The organism is Lacibacter cauensis, assembly GCF_007830055.1.
Lineage (GTDB): Bacteria > Bacteroidota > Bacteroidia > Chitinophagales > Chitinophagaceae > Lacibacter > Lacibacter cauensis.
In genome coordinates, this window is sequence record NZ_VLLE01000003.1 from 325,253 (window position 1) to 341,434 (window position 16,182).

Here is a 16,182-nt window from a genome sequence, read left to right on the forward strand (position 1 = left end):
ACTGCTATTATGAAAAAAATCCTGTTTGGTCTTTTACTTCTACTAAGCATCGTTTTAGGATTCAGCGCCTGTAAAAAACTTATACATGTTGATGCACCTAAAACGCAATTGAGTACAGATAAACTATTCTCCAATGCTGAAACTGCCAATGCAGCAATGGCAGCAATCTACAGTCAGTTTAACAGTTCCATCGGATTAAACATCAGTTTGTTTGGCGGACTGTATGCTGATGAACTGCAGACAAGCAGTGCCTCGCAACCAACACTTGAATTTGCACAAAGTACCATTGGTGTAAGTAATGGGGTTAACTTAAATATCTGGCGGGGGCTTTATGGTGTGATTTATCAATGCAATCATTTTCTTGAAGGACTAGAAGAAGGTACAGGGATGAGTGAGCAAGCGAAGAACGGTTTTAAAGGTGAGTTACTTTTTATACGTGCTGCGTGCTACTATTATCTTACCCAGTTGTATGATGATGTACCCTTTCTGACAACTACTGATGTGCGCTACAGTTCGATTGCAGCACGTATGCAGGTGGGTACTATCCACAGCCGATTGCTTACTGATTTGCTGGAAGCCAAGTTGCTGTTGCCCAAAACCTACAGTGATGCAGAACGTGTACGGGTGAATTACTGGGGAGCCTGTGTGCTGCTGAGCAGGTTGTATTTACTTGGCGGAAATTTTCAAGCTGCTGAACAACATGCAACCGAGGTGATCTCATCGGGGTTGTTTTCACTGGCTTCCACTACCGGTTCTGTTTTTGTTAAAGGGAGTAGTGAGACGATTTTGCAATTCTGGACACAAAACGGTTTTACACAGATGGGTGTTTCCTGTATTCCCAGCGGAACGGCTTTACCTGTGTACCTGCTACATCCGAAACTTCTTGAACGATTTGAACCAGGTGATACCAGAAAGAGCAACTGGATTAAAACAGCTGTGATTAACGGGCAGAGTTATCTGTATCCATTTAAGTATAAGAACCGGGTGAGTACCAGCGGAACGAACGGCGAGTATTTTGGTTTTCTTCGGTTGGCTGAGTTATATCTTATCCGGAGTGAAGCCAGGGCCATGCAGGGAACTCTTGCTGATGCGCTCGCTGATCTTAATGTTGTACGCAGCAGGGCCGGTTTAACGGCTTTATCGCTACAGGCAGGTGAAGCTTTGTTGGCTGCCATTGAACAGGAACGTTCGCTGGAGTTGTTTTGTGAATGGGGCGAACGTTTTATTGACCTGAAACGAAGACAACGATTAACTGCTGTACTGGGTGTTTTGAAGCCGGGGTGGAAATCATCCGCTGCTTTGTTTCCATTGCCACAGTATGAGTTATTGAATAATCCGAACCTGGTACAGAACCCGGGGTATTAGTGCCACGAATTGGCACGACCCTTCGGCTCTCCCCTGCACTTTGTTACGGAGAGCAAGTCGCTCAGGGTTTTGTAGCCACGAATTGCACGAATGGACACGAACGATTTATAGCCACGATTTGCACGAATGGACACGACCCTTCGGCTTCGCTCAGGATTTTATGGCCGCAGATGAACACTGATGCACACAGACTTCTTTAAGCCACGAATTGCACGAATAGACACGAACGATTTGTAGCCACGAATTAACACAGATGAACGCAGATTTTTTAGGTCACGAATTCCCTCCTTCGTTAAAACTTCTGAGGGCAGGGCACGAATGGACACGACCCTTCGGCTCTCCCCTGCACTTTGTTACGGAGAGCAAGTCGCTCAGGGTTTTATGACCACGAATTGCACGAATAGACACGATCCTTCGGCTTCGCTCAGGATTTTATGGCCACGAATTAACACAGATGAACGCAGATGCGCACAGATAAATTTTTATAGTCCACAGATGGAGTCTGATTTAAATCAATAACCAGCGACCCTTCGACTCTACTCTGCACTTCGTTACGGAGAGCAGGTCGCTCAGGGTTTCAACAACTTTTATTCTTAAAATTTTTAATTCATTTTTTATGAAAGGGATATTCTTTGCCATGTGTGTATTGTTTGCTTATGTGAACAGTACAGCACAAACAATAAAGCCATTGGGTATTGGTGATACAGTACCTGACGTTCGCCTACACTTGCTGGAAGCAAACGGATTGAAAACAGTGAAGCTTGCTGACTACTACCGGGAGAAGCCATTGATCCTTGACTTTTGGGCGAGCTGGTGTGCGGCCTGTATTAAGGGTATGACGAAGGCGGATTCGTTGCTGCAACGTACCGGTGCTGCTGTTAACGTGTTGCCGATTACGTATGAAGATGAAGCAACGGTGAGACGATTTATCGGCCGGCAGAAATCAATGCAAGGACTTCGTTTGCCCTTTGCCGTTAGTGACGATGTATTGATGGGTAAGCTGTTTGCTTTCCGGACATTGCCTCATGCGGTGTGGATTGGTACGGATGGAGTTGTGCAAGCGATTACGTATGCCGAGGAAATGAATGCAGTTAACTTAACAGCCTTTGCTGATAACCGACTACCTGTTTTAAGGGAGAAGAAAGACAATGTGGATTATAATCCGCAAAATCCTTTGCCGGTGGAAGAGGGTAGCTATGTGTACCGATCGGTTCTTACAAAATACCAGCCGGGGCTGCAGTCTATTATCGGGGCATATACGTCCGCTTACAGTAAGGGAGCGGTTTACAAACGGTTTATCGGCATTAATACTCCCGTGGTATCCTATTATTATTACTGTTATTCCAAAGGAAGATCGGGTTCGGTGCAGATGCAACGAATAGAGTTATCTGTGAAAGACAGCATGGCGGTGAATCCTTACAGAGCGGAAGATGCAACAAGGGTGATGATTGAGCCATACCTGTATTGTTTTGAACTGACCTTGCCTGAGAAAGTAACTGCTGCTGACTTTTTTCCGTGGCTGCTCAATGATCTGAACCGATGTCTGCCATATAAGGGAAGTATTGAAAAAAGAGAACGCTTGTGTTGGGTAGTGAAAGCTGTTGATGCAACAAAACACCCGACAGCATCAAAAGGAACTGAAGGAATAAAATGGAAGAAGGGAATTGTGCAGGCATTCATCAACCAGCCTATGGAAGTTGTGTGTGATTATTTTAACTGGAACCTGGAGTATCCTGTAGTGAATGAAACGGGCATTGGTTACAATGTGGATCTGGACGTAACTATCAAAGAAGGTAGTGGTAAGGAAAGCCGGTTTCTTAATGCTGCATCCGTAAAGGAAAGTTTAGAACGCTATGGCTTTACGTTAAGTCTTGAACGAAGATTGGTTGATATTTTGGTTATCAGGGACAGATAAAAAAAGGACCGGTGTTGTTGATTGCACCGGTCCACCCTGTTTTACTTAAGGCAACGCCTTCATGATATAAATATCAAGTGGCTGGCCTTCTTCATCGTAGGCCCGGGCACAGATTGTTTCATTGTCTTCGGGACAACCGAAGAAGTTGCGGGCCTGTACATCGGAGCCCGTGTATACAACTGCCGGAGATAACTCCGCAGTGCCTGCTGTATTGTATTTGTGCCAGGTGTACACGGTTTCTTTTGCTGCCGGTTTTGGTTTGTTCACCAGGTGCCAGGCGCTGAGTGAGATGACGAATAAGAGGGCGAAGATGCCCAACAGTAATTTTTTCATTTTGTTTAATTTAAATGATGTGTGTGCTTACTTTTTTCTACAGGTGTTCAGCATCTCCTGTTTATTGCAATAAAGCGTTTAGTCGTAACGGTTAGTGTAGTGTTTTTTTGTTACCACTAAGTTGCTATAATTTTTGCCCTGCTTCCAAATGAAAGGCTTTTGATAACGGGATTATCTCTTTCGATAACGGGCCTGTTATTTATTGCTGTTTCGAAATTCGCTGGGATACATGTTGAAATGCTGAAAGAAGACCATGGTTAGATCAGATGGACGATAGCCAACAATTGCAGCTACTTCTTTTACGCTTTTATTCTGCAGCAGTAATTCTTTTGCTTTCTGCATCCGTTGGTACACGAGGAATTCGTAGATACTTTTACCATGCAACTGCCGGAAGTATTTTTTCAGTTTGAATTCGTTGAGCTGTACTTTTCTGGCGAGCTCGGGTATGGTTAGGTGCACAGCCAGATCGGCTGTAATTATTTCTGCTGCTTTGTTGATGGCTATGATATCGGCCTCTTTTATGTGGTGGTGCTTATGCGTTGCAGCAGTAAGGTTGTTGCAGGTATGAAAGAGTATATCTCTGATGCGGGCCTGGAGAAAGTAGTTCCATAGATTACCCGACATTCTTGCAGTGCGTATTGCGTGTATGTTCTGCTGCAATTCTGTATCGATTGCGGTTGTTTGTTCAGCAGCCTGTTTTATGATTGAGGGGAAGAGTGCAGTGAATTCGTTGACCAATGTTTCAGCCGGAAGGATTTCTACCAGTGTGTAATTGCCGGGTGTTTGAAAGGAAGTAATGTAAGCCTGTTGCAGCAACGGTGTAAAGCATACCTGATTTTTTAAAAGAGTACCGGGGTGCTGCAGTTGTTCTGTCATTGTTTTATCGCCTTCGATGAGGGCCTGCAGTAACCAGTTGTGCGTATGCTGTGCTGTATACAGCTGAACGGGAACAGTTGAGCTGCATTGTTTGAGGAGGAAGGTACAGGAAGTGGTTTTGATTTGCTGTACAACGATTGAAGTTTCTGCGTTGGTGAATGTATATAGTGCTGCCTCCGACAGCAGGGTTCCTTTGATGTTGTTGGGTAAAGCTGTAGCGGGTGCAAGTATTCCCAGGTTGCGTGCTTCATAGCTGATGGTCATAAGCAAGTGGACCTTCTATTCTTTGGGTAAGATAGAAAAAAATCAGGATGGTTTTTTATTTCGTGTGTACGGTGCCGTTGGAATTTGATAAAGGTCAATTATAAGCCTCAAAAAAATGTAACAAACAGTTAGAAGATGCTATAAGTTAAATAAGAATAAATTATATTTGACTTGCTTATAATAGTGAAAAGCATAATTACCCAATTTTCGAAAACACCTGCTTATGGGATCATCCTCTCTGACGTTTGAATTTCTAACCCATTTTGGTATACAATCCTTTTTTAAGAACGAAAAACGTGGCGGGCAAAAGAACGTCTATTTTGTTGTAAGAGCAGATGGCAGCAAGCAAGTAATGAAGATACTTGTTGGGGGTATTGATGCAAGATTTACCCGTGAAATGAAAATATATGAAAAATACAAGGAGCATCCATGTATACCAGTCGTATATGAAGTACATGAGTATCAAAAGGAAACTGTGATTTTTGAAGAATACATCGAAGGACATAGCTTAGATGAAATTGAAAGCACTTACAAGGGCGATAATGATAAGATTAAACAACTTTTACGTGCAATTTTTGATTTGATGACCCCTATATGGAAAGATGGAGTTGTACATAGAGATATAAAACCCGCAAATATTATTGTAAGACCTGATGGAACCCCTGTTTTAATTGATTTTGGTGTTGCCCGGGATTTAAATGAGGAATCAATCACCGCTGCCGGAGGTTTGCAGCCAGGAACTTGGAAATGGGCAGCTCCCGAACAATATGCAGCTAAAAAGGAGATGATCAATTACAGGACAGACTTTTTCAGTTTGGGCGTTTTAGCCTACTACCTATATCATCAAGCCCTTCCGTTTGGAAAAACAATTGATGAAATCAACCAAAAGTTCACAAGTGGTGATGAAACATTTAATCATGATGCGAACTGTACATTTGCTGACTTTTTAATTGAAACCTTACACTTTAAAGTTGCAAACCGCCCCAGAAGTATTGAAGAACTTGTAAAACTTATTTAAATGAAAGTACTGCACCTGACCGGCCATTTTCAGAAATGGAATCTGGATTCTTATTTTCAAAATTCAATTGGTGATGGATTTGTATTCTGCGCTTATAGCTTTGAAGAAGGTTTTTTTGCAAAGGACAAGGTAAACGGCTATGTAACCGATGAAATTTTGGCACATTCATTTTTTGATCTGCAATATTATGGAAAGAAGGAAGGCGGTAATATTCAAAAGGGAAAGCTTGGAACCTATCCTTTTCACCCTACAGCAAACGCTGAAAGTGAAGAGCAGACAAACGTTTTAATCGAAAGCCTGATTAAGCAGGGGATAACTTATCAAATTGACAACCTTGGGTTAAAGAATGTTATCATTCCAAATTATTATGAAAATGAGCGACCCAATGATTTCATTGCAATAATTAAAAGTATCAATAAATGGCTGACAGCTAATAAGGTTGATGGAATAAAATATTTTATGACCTTACCAATAGCTAACCATACAATCATCGATGAGGCAAAGATTGATGAACTTTTATTTCATTTAACTGATCTTCCAATTGTTTTTGATGGGTATTATATTGTTTGTGAAGCTAAGCCCGATGCAAGGCAAAAAATAAGCACCGATTTCAAATACCTGCGTAATCTTGCAACCATTTTCAAGACTTTAAAAAAGCAAAAGTTTGAAACTATTTATGCTTATGCCAATTGGGATGCCTTGGTATTTCTGTCATTAACTGATATTGACTATATCACAATCGGTACTTATGAGAACTTACGGAATTTTACTATTAAACGATTTACAACACAGGAAGACGGCGGTCCTTCAAAAGGCTGGTATTTCTCTGAAGCATTACTCAATTTTGTAAAGGCGCAGTTCCTGGATCTGATTCGTAATCAGAAAGGGATTGATATTATAAAAAATGAGCGTAATGTTTTTTCAGATGCAATACTTGTTGAAGGGTATCCATGGAGTAATCAAAAGCCTGAGGTGCATAAGAATTATCTTTTAACGATAACAAGGTTGTTAAAAGAACTCGCTTCTGAAAAAGACCTGGAAAAACGGAAAAAATTGTTGATTGCCAAGATTGATCAGGCTGTAAAAAATTATGAGCAACTTGAACGGTTACATATCACTTTAACAGATGAAAGTAAAAACTACCACCTCGGCATGTGGAAATCATTTTTACTTACACAGTAAATTTTTCTTAAGACTTTCATTCAATAAAATCCACATTTTCATGTCGACAGGGTTGCTCTTTTGCGGGTTAAAATGAAGGATGAGCTTTCCATCTTTATTTATTTCTGCAAGGCCTACGTTCAATTGTTTAAACTCCTGAATGTTTTTAAGTGCAGGGTTTATATAGTGACTGTCGAGAACGACAATTGATTTTTCTGCGAACCATTTATACCGAAAGGCCTGATTTAAGGCTCTTTTCCAATTTTTCAGTTTTGCTTCAATTGCAATCGTATTTGTAGAAATACCCTTATACGATTTACGGAATTTAATTAATGAATCAGTTTTGTTGATATAGCTGTCTTTGATCAATTTATTCAGTGATCTATTCAGCGCAACCGTATCGGCTTTCGTTATTTCTTTTAACTGATTTAAAGTTACAGTTCTGTTAGTTTCGATAATTCTGTAGATAACGGTATCGAAATAAGTCAGTTTTTCCGTTGTTTGTGCTGCCTGTTTCTGCAATTTTGCAATTACCAAATCAGCCACTCCAAAACCCAAATCAACTTCCTCCAGTACGCTGGTATTGGAAGTTTTTGTTTTCCAATCACAAATTGATGCGTAATTGGCTTTCAGTGAGTTAACAAGCTCTTTTTCGGATGTGAACATGGCAGTTATTTCACAAAAATAAACGTGGAATCATCAATGTTCTTGCCTTTTATCAAAGAATTTATTTTTTCGCTTATCGTTTTCAGCGATTTTTTCTGGAATACCTCAAAAAAAGCAAGCTTATCTTTTTCCAATACACGTGAAAAGCCATCCGTACAAAGTAACAGATGCAGGTTATTTTTCAGTTTTTCTTCCTGTCTAAAATCGCTTATATGCAACTGGGGGTCTCCCAAATATTTCGTGAGTACATTTTCTGAATAGTTATCATCTAATGTTATTTGCTCCATAAACTGATTACTAATGATATACAATCTTGAATCGCCCAACCAGGAGTACGTAAAGCTGCTGTTTGTTTTATTCTGGTATACTAAACAAAAAGTTGTAAACGGCTCTTTGGTGCCTGTTTTTAACAGGTGGGAATTTGTATCATACATGAGCTGTTTCAGTTTTATTTCATTGCCGAGGTATTTTTTATGATTTGCTTTTATAAAGTCGGCTGCATTTTTAGAAGCTTCACCGCCACCGATGGCTGAACTTACTCCATCAAAGACTGCAAATACGTTGTAATCCGGCTCTTCTATCAGGAGCAAGTTATCTTTATTTATTTCTCGTTTTTCACCCTTAATGGAGGCAAAAACATGTCTGGTCTTTGTCGTCATATTTACGTACTGCAAAATTAATACCCAATATAGAACTTCTGTTACTGTATTTTACCAGGAGTTTTATTGTTTTGTAACTGCTATGGGTAAATATATTCCTGACAAACATCTTATTTATCTTGATCAGTTTGCATTGAGCAGGCTGGTAACATCTGAGCCTGGAACAATTTGGGAGCGGTTACGACAATTGTTGGAGCAAGGCGTTGAGCAGGAGAAAATCATTGTGCCTTATTCGCTTGACCATTCGATGGATTCCTCTACTTCTAATATGGAGCTTGCTGAAAAGGAAGATTCTTTTCTTTTTAATTTAAGCAGCGGTTTTATGTTTGATGTTGAAGCGAAGATTGCGGCAAAGTATATCATGCACCTTGTCAGGTGTAAAAGGATTGGGGTTACGATTTTTAAAAAAGTAGCATCCCATAAAGCTTTCGGAACAAAAGAAGCCCAAGAGCAATTTGCTGAACGAAGGGCAACTTATGAGCGAATGATTAATGAAGGCACTTCCCAGCTTAATGCTTTTCGTACTATAACCAGAGATGGTAAGAAGCCAGATAAGAACTTGGTAGAAACCTCTTTGCAGATGCTTATTGCAAACTATGAACAGAACTTGGTCTTACGCCTTAGACAATATAGCCGTTATGGATTCTACGAGAAGCGGAAAATAGAATTCAGTTTTAAGACCATACACTTTTGGGCAGATGTGCTTATGGAACTAATGATAGGTGAGTACCAGCTTACAAAGGCCGAGGCTAAAAAGGCTGTTTTGTTATTTGAAAGGGAGGGATTAAAAAAAGTTATGCCTACTCAATATATACGTGCTGCTATTGAAGCAATGATGATGGTTAAACAACAAGCTGAAAAAGTAAATGATCATGTTGATATTATACGACTTTGCACAGCTTTGCCATTTTGCGACATTGTTTTAACTGACAAGATGCGGCTTTATGATGTACAAACAATGAAGCTTGATAAGGAGTTTAATACAGCAGTGTATAGTGGTACTAAAGAACAGTTGGCTCTATTTGAAGAGAAACTAACAACTATTGTAGAAAATTAGGCTGTTTTATTACCTCACTTTCTTTTTTACCTGCGTCCGCTCTTTCTTAAATTACATCTATAATGATTTGGATATCTATTTAGCAGATTGGAAAGGTTGCTAACAGATAACACAGACGATTTTTGATGGTATTAGCGACGAATACCTCCTTTGCTTAACGCTACGGAAGACAAGCACGAATGAAAATACTTTGCTGCTGTGTGATGTACTTGTTGATTGGTAAGGCTACCAACAACGGCGTAGAAATAAAAAAGGGCAGTATTATGTACTGCCCTTTTTTATTAGAAAGGTTTAAGAGAAATTATGCATGTACAACTTCTTTGGATCTTTTCGGCTCCCTGTGCATGTTTTTTCCACTTTTCTCAAATTCCTCTTTTTTCTTATTGAGTGAACGTAAGCTTCGCCTAGACTCCTTGCTTACAAAATATCCAATAAAAATTCCAATTGAAATTATTACCAGAGCGATTAGTATGTTATAATCGGGGGTCATTGTTTAAATCCTCCTTTATGTATAAATCAGTTTTTACGAATAGTATGTACAAGATAGACAACGAAACTGTCCATAAAGTTGTACTGGATGTTAATAGAAATCTCGAATTACTTATTATGTTAAATTTAATTAACAAAAAATTTGTACCTGCTGCAAATAAAACAACCAGTGGGAACAGGTAAATAACGAATCTTGCTACGCCCATTGGTCTAAATCCCGAAAGAATATAATCTACAAGAACTGCACCAACCAACGATATAGAAACGAAAAAAATTGCTCCATCGTATATCAATAAATCAATTTCATCTCCTCCAATCTTTTTTTCAGAAGCAAAATAAAGAACACATAATATCCATAGAGGAGCGGTTGCAAAAACGGCATTTAAAATAATCCATTTAGTTGACTTCCATAGGTATGCGAAGTAAGACGGTCTTTTTTTTGACATGTAAATAATGACGAAAAATTGGGTTTTGATTTTTACAGCATTAAGGTAATTAATGTAGCGTGCAAATGCAAGACCTTAGGCCACTTTCTGTTTATATCAAAAGTTATAAAATAGGACGGACGTTGTAGAAAGGTTCTTACCTAGCTTTTTTCTTTACCTGCGCCAACTCTTTCTTGATTACATCAATGATGATCTGGATATCAATGTTTAGCAGATTGGCTAAGCCCTGGATGTGTTTAAATTTAAACTCCTCCGGATTATTTAGTTTGGCGATATACCGGCTGTGATTAATGCCTAAAGCCTTTGCTATGTTTGTTGGCTCGATTTCTTCGATGTCTTTCATCTTAGAAACTGTGTTCGCAAGAAACATTGCTCTTACAGCTATAAAATTATTTTTGGAAGCTTTCGGCAAGTTAATAATGTATTGTACCGAAAGTTATTCTGGAGAATTTTAAATGTCTTTTAATAATTACACTACGTAAATTAAAACTTACAAAACGTACATTTTTATGTATTTTTATTAACGTTAAAATAATTTGCGAATTCTTCAACGCATTTGAAGCTTTCGCTTTGAGTCTTGTTCTGAAACGTCGAAATTTTCATGTACACAAGATGATAAGCAAGGGCTCACGTTCCGGCGTGGGCTCCCTTATTGTGTACGGGCTTTCGACGGCCTCAGAACGGTAAGCGGAGACCTACGCCTTTTTCTTCCTTACAGAGACTCTTTTTGTTCACCATTAAACCTGAAGCTATGCTGAAGGGGATGGCGGCTAACGAAGAGAGCGCCTTAGCCGCATTTACTGCGGGTGATGAAGCAGGACTTGCTTTCCTGTTCAGGGTGTATTATCCTGTGCTGGTAGTGTTTGCCTGTAAGTTTACAAGCAAGGCAATAGCAGAAGAAATTGTAAATGAAGCCTTTTATAAAATTTGGGAGAAACGCAGCATGTTCAATTCTCTTTCTCACTTCCGGAGTTACCTGTATAAGATTGTTTACCATGATTGCCTGAAAGCAAAACAGGTTGCCATACCTGATGAGTTGCCGTCTGAAGCTATTGATGCATTTGACTACAATGCTGAACTGATTAAGAGTGAAACCTTACGGCATTTATACCAAGCTATTGAAAGTTTACCTGCACAATGCAAAGCTGTGTTTACACAACTTTATGTTGAAGGCAAAACGGTGCGTGAAACAGCTGATGAGATGGGCATTGCTGTAAGTACGGTGAAGGCGCAGAAGGCGAGGGGGCTTGTACTACTAAAGGCGAAGCTTGGGACTATTGAACCGGGAATGCTTTTGTTGTCTTTTTTTCTTCTCAGATAAATTGATGTTTGTCAAGTTGCTTTCGGATATTTCTTCTTTTCTTCAGCAAAACTTATGATATGCAATTACTGACTGTATTCTTATTTTTTGTTGCCTTAACCGGTACTGCTTATGCACAGCAAACTATTTCTTTAGAAGAGGTATCGAAGCATATTGGTGACAGTGTAAAAGTTTGTGGTGTTGTGCGGGGAGGGCGTTTTCTGGAACAGGCGAAGAACAGTCCAACACTTTTAAATATCGGTGCCGCATTTCCGAATCAACAGTTGACCGTTGTTATCTGGGGTGATGTGCGTAAGCAGTTTGAACAGGCGCCTGAGGAATTATTCAAAGACAAAGAAGTTTGTATTGTTGGAAAGGTGGAATTGTATAAGGAGAAACCGCAGATTGTATTGAAGCGAAAAGAGCAGCTATTGTTGAAATAACGCAGTAGCTCATTGAATCGATACAGATAAAAGCAATGGTTTACAAAATCAGGTTTCTTTTCTTATTTTTAGCGACGAGCTAACGCCCATGAACCACAACGAACCCGAAAAAGTAACCCGCAAAAAGCGCATTGATACTAACCTGAAAAATTTGGGTTGGAATATTGTGCCCTACGAAGCCGGGTTAAATACGAGTACGCTTACAAAACACGCAGTAGAAGAATACCCTACCAGTAACGGACCTGCTGATTATGCCTTGTTTGTAAACGGGCAGCTGCTCGGTATTGTTGAAGCCAAAAAATACGGAATCGGTGCACAGAATGTTTTAGAGCAGGCCAAGCGCTATGCCCGTGGTGTAGTGCACTCAATCGGGCGGTGGGGTGAGTACATGGTGCCCTTTCTTTTTTCTTCGAGTGGTGAACAGGTTTATTTTCTTGATGTACGACAGCCCCAAAACCTTAGCAGGTCTTTACAGGATTTTTATTCGCCACATGCTCTTTCGGAGTTTTTTCAACGAAATGAAACAGCTGCCAATGAATGGTTTCAACAAACTCCGATTGATAACCCCCGCCTGCGTCCTTATCAAATAAAAGCTATTGCTGCGGTAGAAAAAGAAATAATTGCCGGAAAGCGGAAAATGCTGCTGGCTATGGCAACCGGTACAGGTAAAACCTTTACTACTGTAAACCAGATTTACCGGCTACTGAAATCAAAAAAGGCAAAGCGTATTCTGTTTCTTGTTGACCGTAAGGCATTGGCTGCACAGGCAGCAACTGCTTTTGCATCATTTGAAACGGCCTCCGGTCTTAAACTGAACCAGGAGTATGAACTGTACAGTCAACGGTTTAAAAAAGAAGATCTTGATGAGAACGAGAAGTTTGATGTGAATGTATTGCCCAATGAATACCTGACCAAACCTGATGCCAGCAAAACATTTGTGTATGTTGCCACGATTCAGCGGATGGCGATTAACCTGTTAGGCAAAGATGCTGTGATGGGAAATGATGATAACGATAACGATGATGAGAGCGATGCTGCAAAACTGGATATACCTGTACATGCTTTTGATGTGATTATAGCAGATGAATGTCATCGTGGTTATACTTCGAAAGAAAGCAATGTGTGGCGGGCTGTGCTGGAGTATTTTGATGCGGTAAAAATTGGTTTAACCGCTACGCCGGCTATGCATACGGTAAGTTATTTTGGTGAGCCTGTTTACAGATACACTGTGAAAGAAGCTGAGCTGGATGGATACCTCGTTGGTTATGATGCCGTGAAAATTAAATCGGGGGTACTCATCAATGGGGTGTTTTTAAAAGAGGGCGAGCAAGTAGGTAAAGTAGATACGCTAAGCGGACAGCTTACCATTGAAGGACTGGAAGATGAACGGCAATTTGATGCGAGCCAGGTAGAACGCAAGATAACGGTACCCGATACCAATAAAAAAATTGTGGAGGAGCTAGCGAAGTATTGTTTTGCATTTGAGGAAGAGTATGGCCGTTTTCCCAAGACATTAATTTTTGCGAGTAACGATATCAATAATATTTCGCATGCCGATAACCTGGTTACGTTTTGCAAACAAACCTTTAACCGGGGTGATGATTTCGTGATGAAGATCACTGGTAATGCAAATGTTGACCGGCCACTTGAAAAGATCCGGAAATTCCGCAACCGGCCTGAACCAAAGGTGGTGATTTCGGTGGATATGCTGAGTACGGGTGTGGATATACCGCAACTGGAGTTTATTGTTTTTTTACGGCCTGTTAAGTCGAGAATTTTGTGGGAACAGATGCTTGGGCGTGGGACAAGACTTTGTCCGGATATCAATAAAGAAAAGTTTACGGTCTTTGATTGTTTTGATGGCACACTCATCAAGTACTTTAAAAATGTGAGCAATTTTGCTTTTGATGAACCCGGCAGCGATCCCCTACCAATTGAGGAAGTGATACGACGGATTGATAATAATGAAGACCGTGATCATCATGTAACTGTATTCATTAAGCGGCTGCGACGAATTGAAAAACGCATCAGCAGTGAAGGAAGAAGAGAATTTGAACCGTGGATCAAGGATGGTGATATTGGCAAATTTGCCGGTGGTTTCCGGAAGCTGCTCGACAATCAATTCGGTGATACGATGCGTATATTGAACGACAAACAATTTCAGAAGCTGCTGTACAATTATAAAAAGTCGAAACCTTATTTTGTAGTGGCGCATAATGTGCAGGATGAAGTAAGTTCGGAAGTGGTGTTTGAAGCAGGTGAGCAATACCTGAAGCCGGTGGAATACCTGGAAGCCTTTGCAGCGTTTGTGGAAGAGAACAAAGAGCGTATTGAGGCTATGAAGATTGTACTGGAGAAACCAAAAGAATGGCGAACGGAAGTATTAAAGGAATTACGAACAGAGTTGCTTCGGCATCATTTCCCCGAGGCGAGTCTGAAGCATGCTGCTCAATTGGTACACAAGAAGCATTTGCCGGATATTATTTCGCTGATAAAAACAGCCGCCAATAAGGAAGAGCTTTTAGAAGTGCATGAACGTGTGGGCAAGGCTATTGAAAAACTGTTTGCCGTCAAGCAACTGAATGCAGAACAGGATGCATGGATAGCGTATATTAAAGAGCATTTGATCCAGAACCTTACATTGGATAAAGAGGATTTTGATTATTCGCCAATTCTTGAAAGGCATGGTGGCTGGGGTAAGTTTAAGAAGGTGTTTAGTGCTGAAGCGGAAACGATTATACGTGAAATAAATACTGCCATTGCTGCATAATCATGACTTACTTACCTCAACATATCTGGGCTGATATTGCAGCCACTCAAGAATTAAAAACGGATTGGGCTAAGCGAATGTTTACGATTTCTGAAGGGTTGATTGATGAAGAAATTGACAGACAGGCAGCTTTTTTCAGCAGCCTGGGTTTTACAAATAAAATAGTGTTGGCTTTTTTGCAGTTTATGCCCCTACTATTGGAGCAAAAAGCAATATCAAGTTATATTAACAATAAGGAATTGCCTGAGCTAAGAAGTGTTTTGCCTGAAATACAAGATGCGGGCGAGGCTGTTCTTTATGTAAAGAACGAACATATTCTTAGCGACTATGAAACTAAGGCCTTATACTGTTTATTTAAAGCAATCGAAAACAGCCAAATGATTAGTTAAGCATGCTTGGAGAACTTCTTAAAATATTAGCTGATGAGCCAGAAAAAATATCCAAAATATTTATCCGGTTATTTAAAATTATTCTAAGCATCCTGTTGACCGATTTTCTTTACAGGTACTTATTTCACAGTACTCCATTTTTTGATATCCGGCTTTCGAATAACTGGATCAGCTTCTTTGAACAGGGTAAATTATTTGTTTATCTTTTCCTGTATTTTGTATGCGAGATTTTTTTATTTCATGTATTCAGCCCGATCAGTTCATTTATTCCTGAGTTGCTAAGTAAAATCAAATTTGCAAAAGTTGAAAAGCAGGAGTTAAACCTGATACTTAAGATTACCGGCGTTATTAAATACGATGAAACAATAAAAAAAATAATGCCAGGAAAAAACTTCAGTTTATTTCATAGTATCGTCGATATTTTTTCAAATCAAGAAAGTAAAGAACAAATAATCGACTTGAAAGGCAGTTTTATTGAAAACATCTGGCAATTATACACTGCCTCATTATTTATCTTCTTTTTAACAGGCGCCTATATTTACTGGCCCAATGAAATATATGTGTATTTTTTTATCGGACTGGGACTTCTGATTCTATTCTACTATATTATTCATAATGCCATTGAATACTTTATAAAAAATGAGCCGCAATTAAGTTTTAGTGCAGCAAAACTAAGGGCACAAAAAATAGTATATGATGCACTTGCCAAACATTTTATTATTCCTCTAGCCGCTGAACCTGACAACGATTTAAAGCGGGGAGTTACTTTTTATATTCATGGCAGAGAGTATGTATTGAATTTTATTTATTCAACTAATGAACCGCATGTTAATGGATTCAGGAAATACGTTAACACAAACGAAAATGACAAAAGATACTTCCTGTTTGTTACCAATCTTTATCCTGCGGGTGAATTAACAGCATTGGATTGCTGAATATGGATATTATTGCATTTGATAGCGAGGATGATTTATCTGTTAAAGTTGAACAGTTTTTAAAGGCACATACAAGAAGTAAAACAAGAATACAAT

General features: G+C 39.6%; 16 protein-coding genes. 10 read left to right on the plus strand and 6 right to left on the minus strand.

The genetic code is table 11. The features are described 5' to 3' along the window. The first annotated feature begins 9 nt into the window (after positions 1 to 9). Complete coding sequence (locus IQ13_RS06665) at positions 10 to 1,365, plus strand: RagB/SusD family nutrient uptake outer membrane protein (RefSeq protein ID WP_158637337.1); 1,356 nt, start codon at positions 10 to 12, stop codon at positions 1,363 to 1,365. 616 nt (positions 1,366 to 1,981) lie between these two features. Further along, positions 1,982 to 3,280 (plus strand): TlpA family protein disulfide reductase, encoded by a 1,299-nt coding sequence (locus IQ13_RS06670; protein ID WP_144885330.1) that lies wholly within the window; start codon positions 1,982 to 1,984, stop codon positions 3,278 to 3,280. Positions 3,281 to 3,325: 45 nt separating this feature from the next. Here IQ13_RS06670 and IQ13_RS06675 read toward each other — a convergent pair whose 3' ends face one another. Together IQ13_RS06675 and IQ13_RS06680 are read right to left on the minus strand one after the other, a co-directional pair. Then, positions 3,326 to 3,613, minus strand: coding sequence for a hypothetical protein (locus IQ13_RS06675; protein WP_144885331.1), 288 nt, complete (start codon positions 3,611 to 3,613; stop codon positions 3,326 to 3,328). Between the two features lie 195 nt (positions 3,614 to 3,808). Then, the gene (locus tag IQ13_RS06680) at positions 3,809 to 4,753 is read right to left on the minus strand and encodes a helix-turn-helix domain-containing protein (protein WP_144885332.1); all 945 of its coding nucleotides are present in this window, start codon (positions 4,751 to 4,753) and stop codon (positions 3,809 to 3,811) included. Positions 4,754 to 4,976: 223 nt separating this feature from the next. On the opposite strand from IQ13_RS06680, the gene IQ13_RS06685 reads away from it, so the two are divergent. Both IQ13_RS06685 and IQ13_RS06690 read left to right on the plus strand, forming a co-directional pair. After that, positions 4,977 to 5,771, plus strand: coding sequence for a serine/threonine protein kinase (locus IQ13_RS06685; RefSeq protein ID WP_144885333.1), 795 nt, complete (start codon positions 4,977 to 4,979; stop codon positions 5,769 to 5,771). Further along, a complete protein-coding gene (locus tag IQ13_RS06690) occupies positions 5,772 to 6,953 on the plus strand; it encodes a hypothetical protein (protein WP_144885334.1) in 1,182 nt (393 codons plus the stop codon). Here IQ13_RS06690 and IQ13_RS06695 read toward each other — a convergent pair. Then, positions 6,939 to 7,598, minus strand: a complete 660-nt coding sequence (locus tag IQ13_RS06695) for a hypothetical protein (protein ID WP_144885335.1) — start codon at positions 7,596 to 7,598, stop codon at positions 6,939 to 6,941. The genes IQ13_RS06690 and IQ13_RS06695 overlap by 15 nt on opposite strands. 5 nt (positions 7,599 to 7,603) lie before the next feature. Further along, positions 7,604 to 8,257, minus strand: coding sequence for a PP2C family protein-serine/threonine phosphatase (locus IQ13_RS06700; protein WP_144885336.1), 654 nt, complete (start codon positions 8,255 to 8,257; stop codon positions 7,604 to 7,606). Positions 8,258 to 8,339: 82 nt separating this feature from the next. Here IQ13_RS06700 and IQ13_RS06705 point away from each other — a divergent pair, with 82 nt between their 5' ends. Further along, entirely contained in the window at positions 8,340 to 9,314 is a 975-nt protein-coding gene (locus tag IQ13_RS06705; protein WP_144885337.1) for a hypothetical protein, read from the plus strand. A 473-nt stretch (positions 9,315 to 9,787) separates the two neighbouring features. On the opposite strand, the gene IQ13_RS06710 is transcribed toward IQ13_RS06705, so the two are convergent. Together IQ13_RS06710 and IQ13_RS06715 are read right to left on the minus strand one after the other, a co-directional pair. Continuing rightward, positions 9,788 to 10,249: a hypothetical protein gene (locus IQ13_RS06710; protein WP_144885338.1), complete on the minus strand. Its 462-nt coding sequence runs from the start codon at positions 10,247 to 10,249 to the stop codon at positions 9,788 to 9,790. A 136-nt stretch (positions 10,250 to 10,385) separates the two neighbouring features. Next, positions 10,386 to 10,592 carry a hypothetical protein gene (locus IQ13_RS06715; protein ID WP_144885339.1) on the minus strand — a complete coding sequence of 69 codons (207 nt, stop codon included), beginning with the start codon at positions 10,590 to 10,592 and terminating at the stop codon, positions 10,386 to 10,388. A 408-nt stretch (positions 10,593 to 11,000) separates the two neighbouring features. Here IQ13_RS06715 and IQ13_RS06720 point away from each other — a divergent pair, with 408 nt between their 5' ends. From IQ13_RS06720 to IQ13_RS06740, 5 genes are all read left to right on the plus strand, one after another. Further along, positions 11,001 to 11,570 (plus strand): RNA polymerase sigma factor, encoded by a 570-nt coding sequence (locus tag IQ13_RS06720; RefSeq protein WP_144885340.1) that lies wholly within the window; start codon positions 11,001 to 11,003, stop codon positions 11,568 to 11,570. 59 nt (positions 11,571 to 11,629) lie between these two features. Further along, a complete protein-coding gene (locus tag IQ13_RS06725) occupies positions 11,630 to 11,992 on the plus strand; it encodes a hypothetical protein (protein WP_144885341.1) in 363 nt (120 codons plus the stop codon). Between the two features lie 88 nt (positions 11,993 to 12,080). Further along, the gene (locus IQ13_RS06730; protein WP_144885342.1) at positions 12,081 to 14,762 is read left to right on the plus strand and encodes a type I restriction endonuclease subunit R; all 2,682 of its coding nucleotides are present in this window, start codon (positions 12,081 to 12,083) and stop codon (positions 14,760 to 14,762) included. 2 nt (positions 14,763 to 14,764) lie between these two features. Continuing rightward, entirely contained in the window at positions 14,765 to 15,151 is a 387-nt protein-coding gene (locus IQ13_RS06735; RefSeq protein WP_144885343.1) for a hypothetical protein, read from the plus strand. A 275-nt stretch (positions 15,152 to 15,426) separates the two neighbouring features. Beyond that, positions 15,427 to 16,086: a hypothetical protein gene (locus tag IQ13_RS06740; protein WP_144885344.1), complete on the plus strand. Its 660-nt coding sequence runs from the start codon at positions 15,427 to 15,429 to the stop codon at positions 16,084 to 16,086. Positions 16,087 to 16,182: the final 96 nt, after the last annotated feature.

Bases quoted from the DNA above. Each gene is read 5' to 3' on its own strand.
- IQ13_RS06665 (WP_158637337.1), top strand. From the start codon at position 10: ATGAAAAAAATCCTGTTTGGTCTTTTACTTCTACTAAGCATCGTTTTA.
- IQ13_RS06670 (WP_144885330.1), top strand. From the start codon at position 1,982: ATGAAAGGGATATTCTTTGCCATGTGTGTATTGTTTGCTTATGTGAAC.
- IQ13_RS06675 (WP_144885331.1), bottom strand. From the start codon at position 3,613: ATGAAAAAATTACTGTTGGGCATCTTCGCCCTCTTATTCGTCATCTCA.
- IQ13_RS06680 (WP_144885332.1), bottom strand. From the start codon at position 4,753: ATGACCATCAGCTATGAAGCACGCAACCTGGGAATACTTGCACCCGCT.
- IQ13_RS06685 (WP_144885333.1), top strand. From the start codon at position 4,977: ATGGGATCATCCTCTCTGACGTTTGAATTTCTAACCCATTTTGGTATA.
- IQ13_RS06690 (WP_144885334.1), top strand. From the start codon at position 5,772: ATGAAAGTACTGCACCTGACCGGCCATTTTCAGAAATGGAATCTGGAT.
- IQ13_RS06695 (WP_144885335.1), bottom strand. From the start codon at position 7,598: ATGTTCACATCCGAAAAAGAGCTTGTTAACTCACTGAAAGCCAATTAC.
- IQ13_RS06700 (WP_144885336.1), bottom strand. From the start codon at position 8,257: ATGACGACAAAGACCAGACATGTTTTTGCCTCCATTAAGGGTGAAAAA.
- IQ13_RS06705 (WP_144885337.1), top strand. From the start codon at position 8,340: ATGGGTAAATATATTCCTGACAAACATCTTATTTATCTTGATCAGTTT.
- IQ13_RS06710 (WP_144885338.1), bottom strand. From the start codon at position 10,249: ATGTCAAAAAAAAGACCGTCTTACTTCGCATACCTATGGAAGTCAACT.
- IQ13_RS06715 (WP_144885339.1), bottom strand. From the start codon at position 10,592: ATGAAAGACATCGAAGAAATCGAGCCAACAAACATAGCAAAGGCTTTA.
- IQ13_RS06720 (WP_144885340.1), top strand. From the start codon at position 11,001: ATGCTGAAGGGGATGGCGGCTAACGAAGAGAGCGCCTTAGCCGCATTT.
- IQ13_RS06725 (WP_144885341.1), top strand. From the start codon at position 11,630: ATGCAATTACTGACTGTATTCTTATTTTTTGTTGCCTTAACCGGTACT.
- IQ13_RS06730 (WP_144885342.1), top strand. From the start codon at position 12,081: ATGAACCACAACGAACCCGAAAAAGTAACCCGCAAAAAGCGCATTGAT.
- IQ13_RS06735 (WP_144885343.1), top strand. From the start codon at position 14,765: ATGACTTACTTACCTCAACATATCTGGGCTGATATTGCAGCCACTCAA.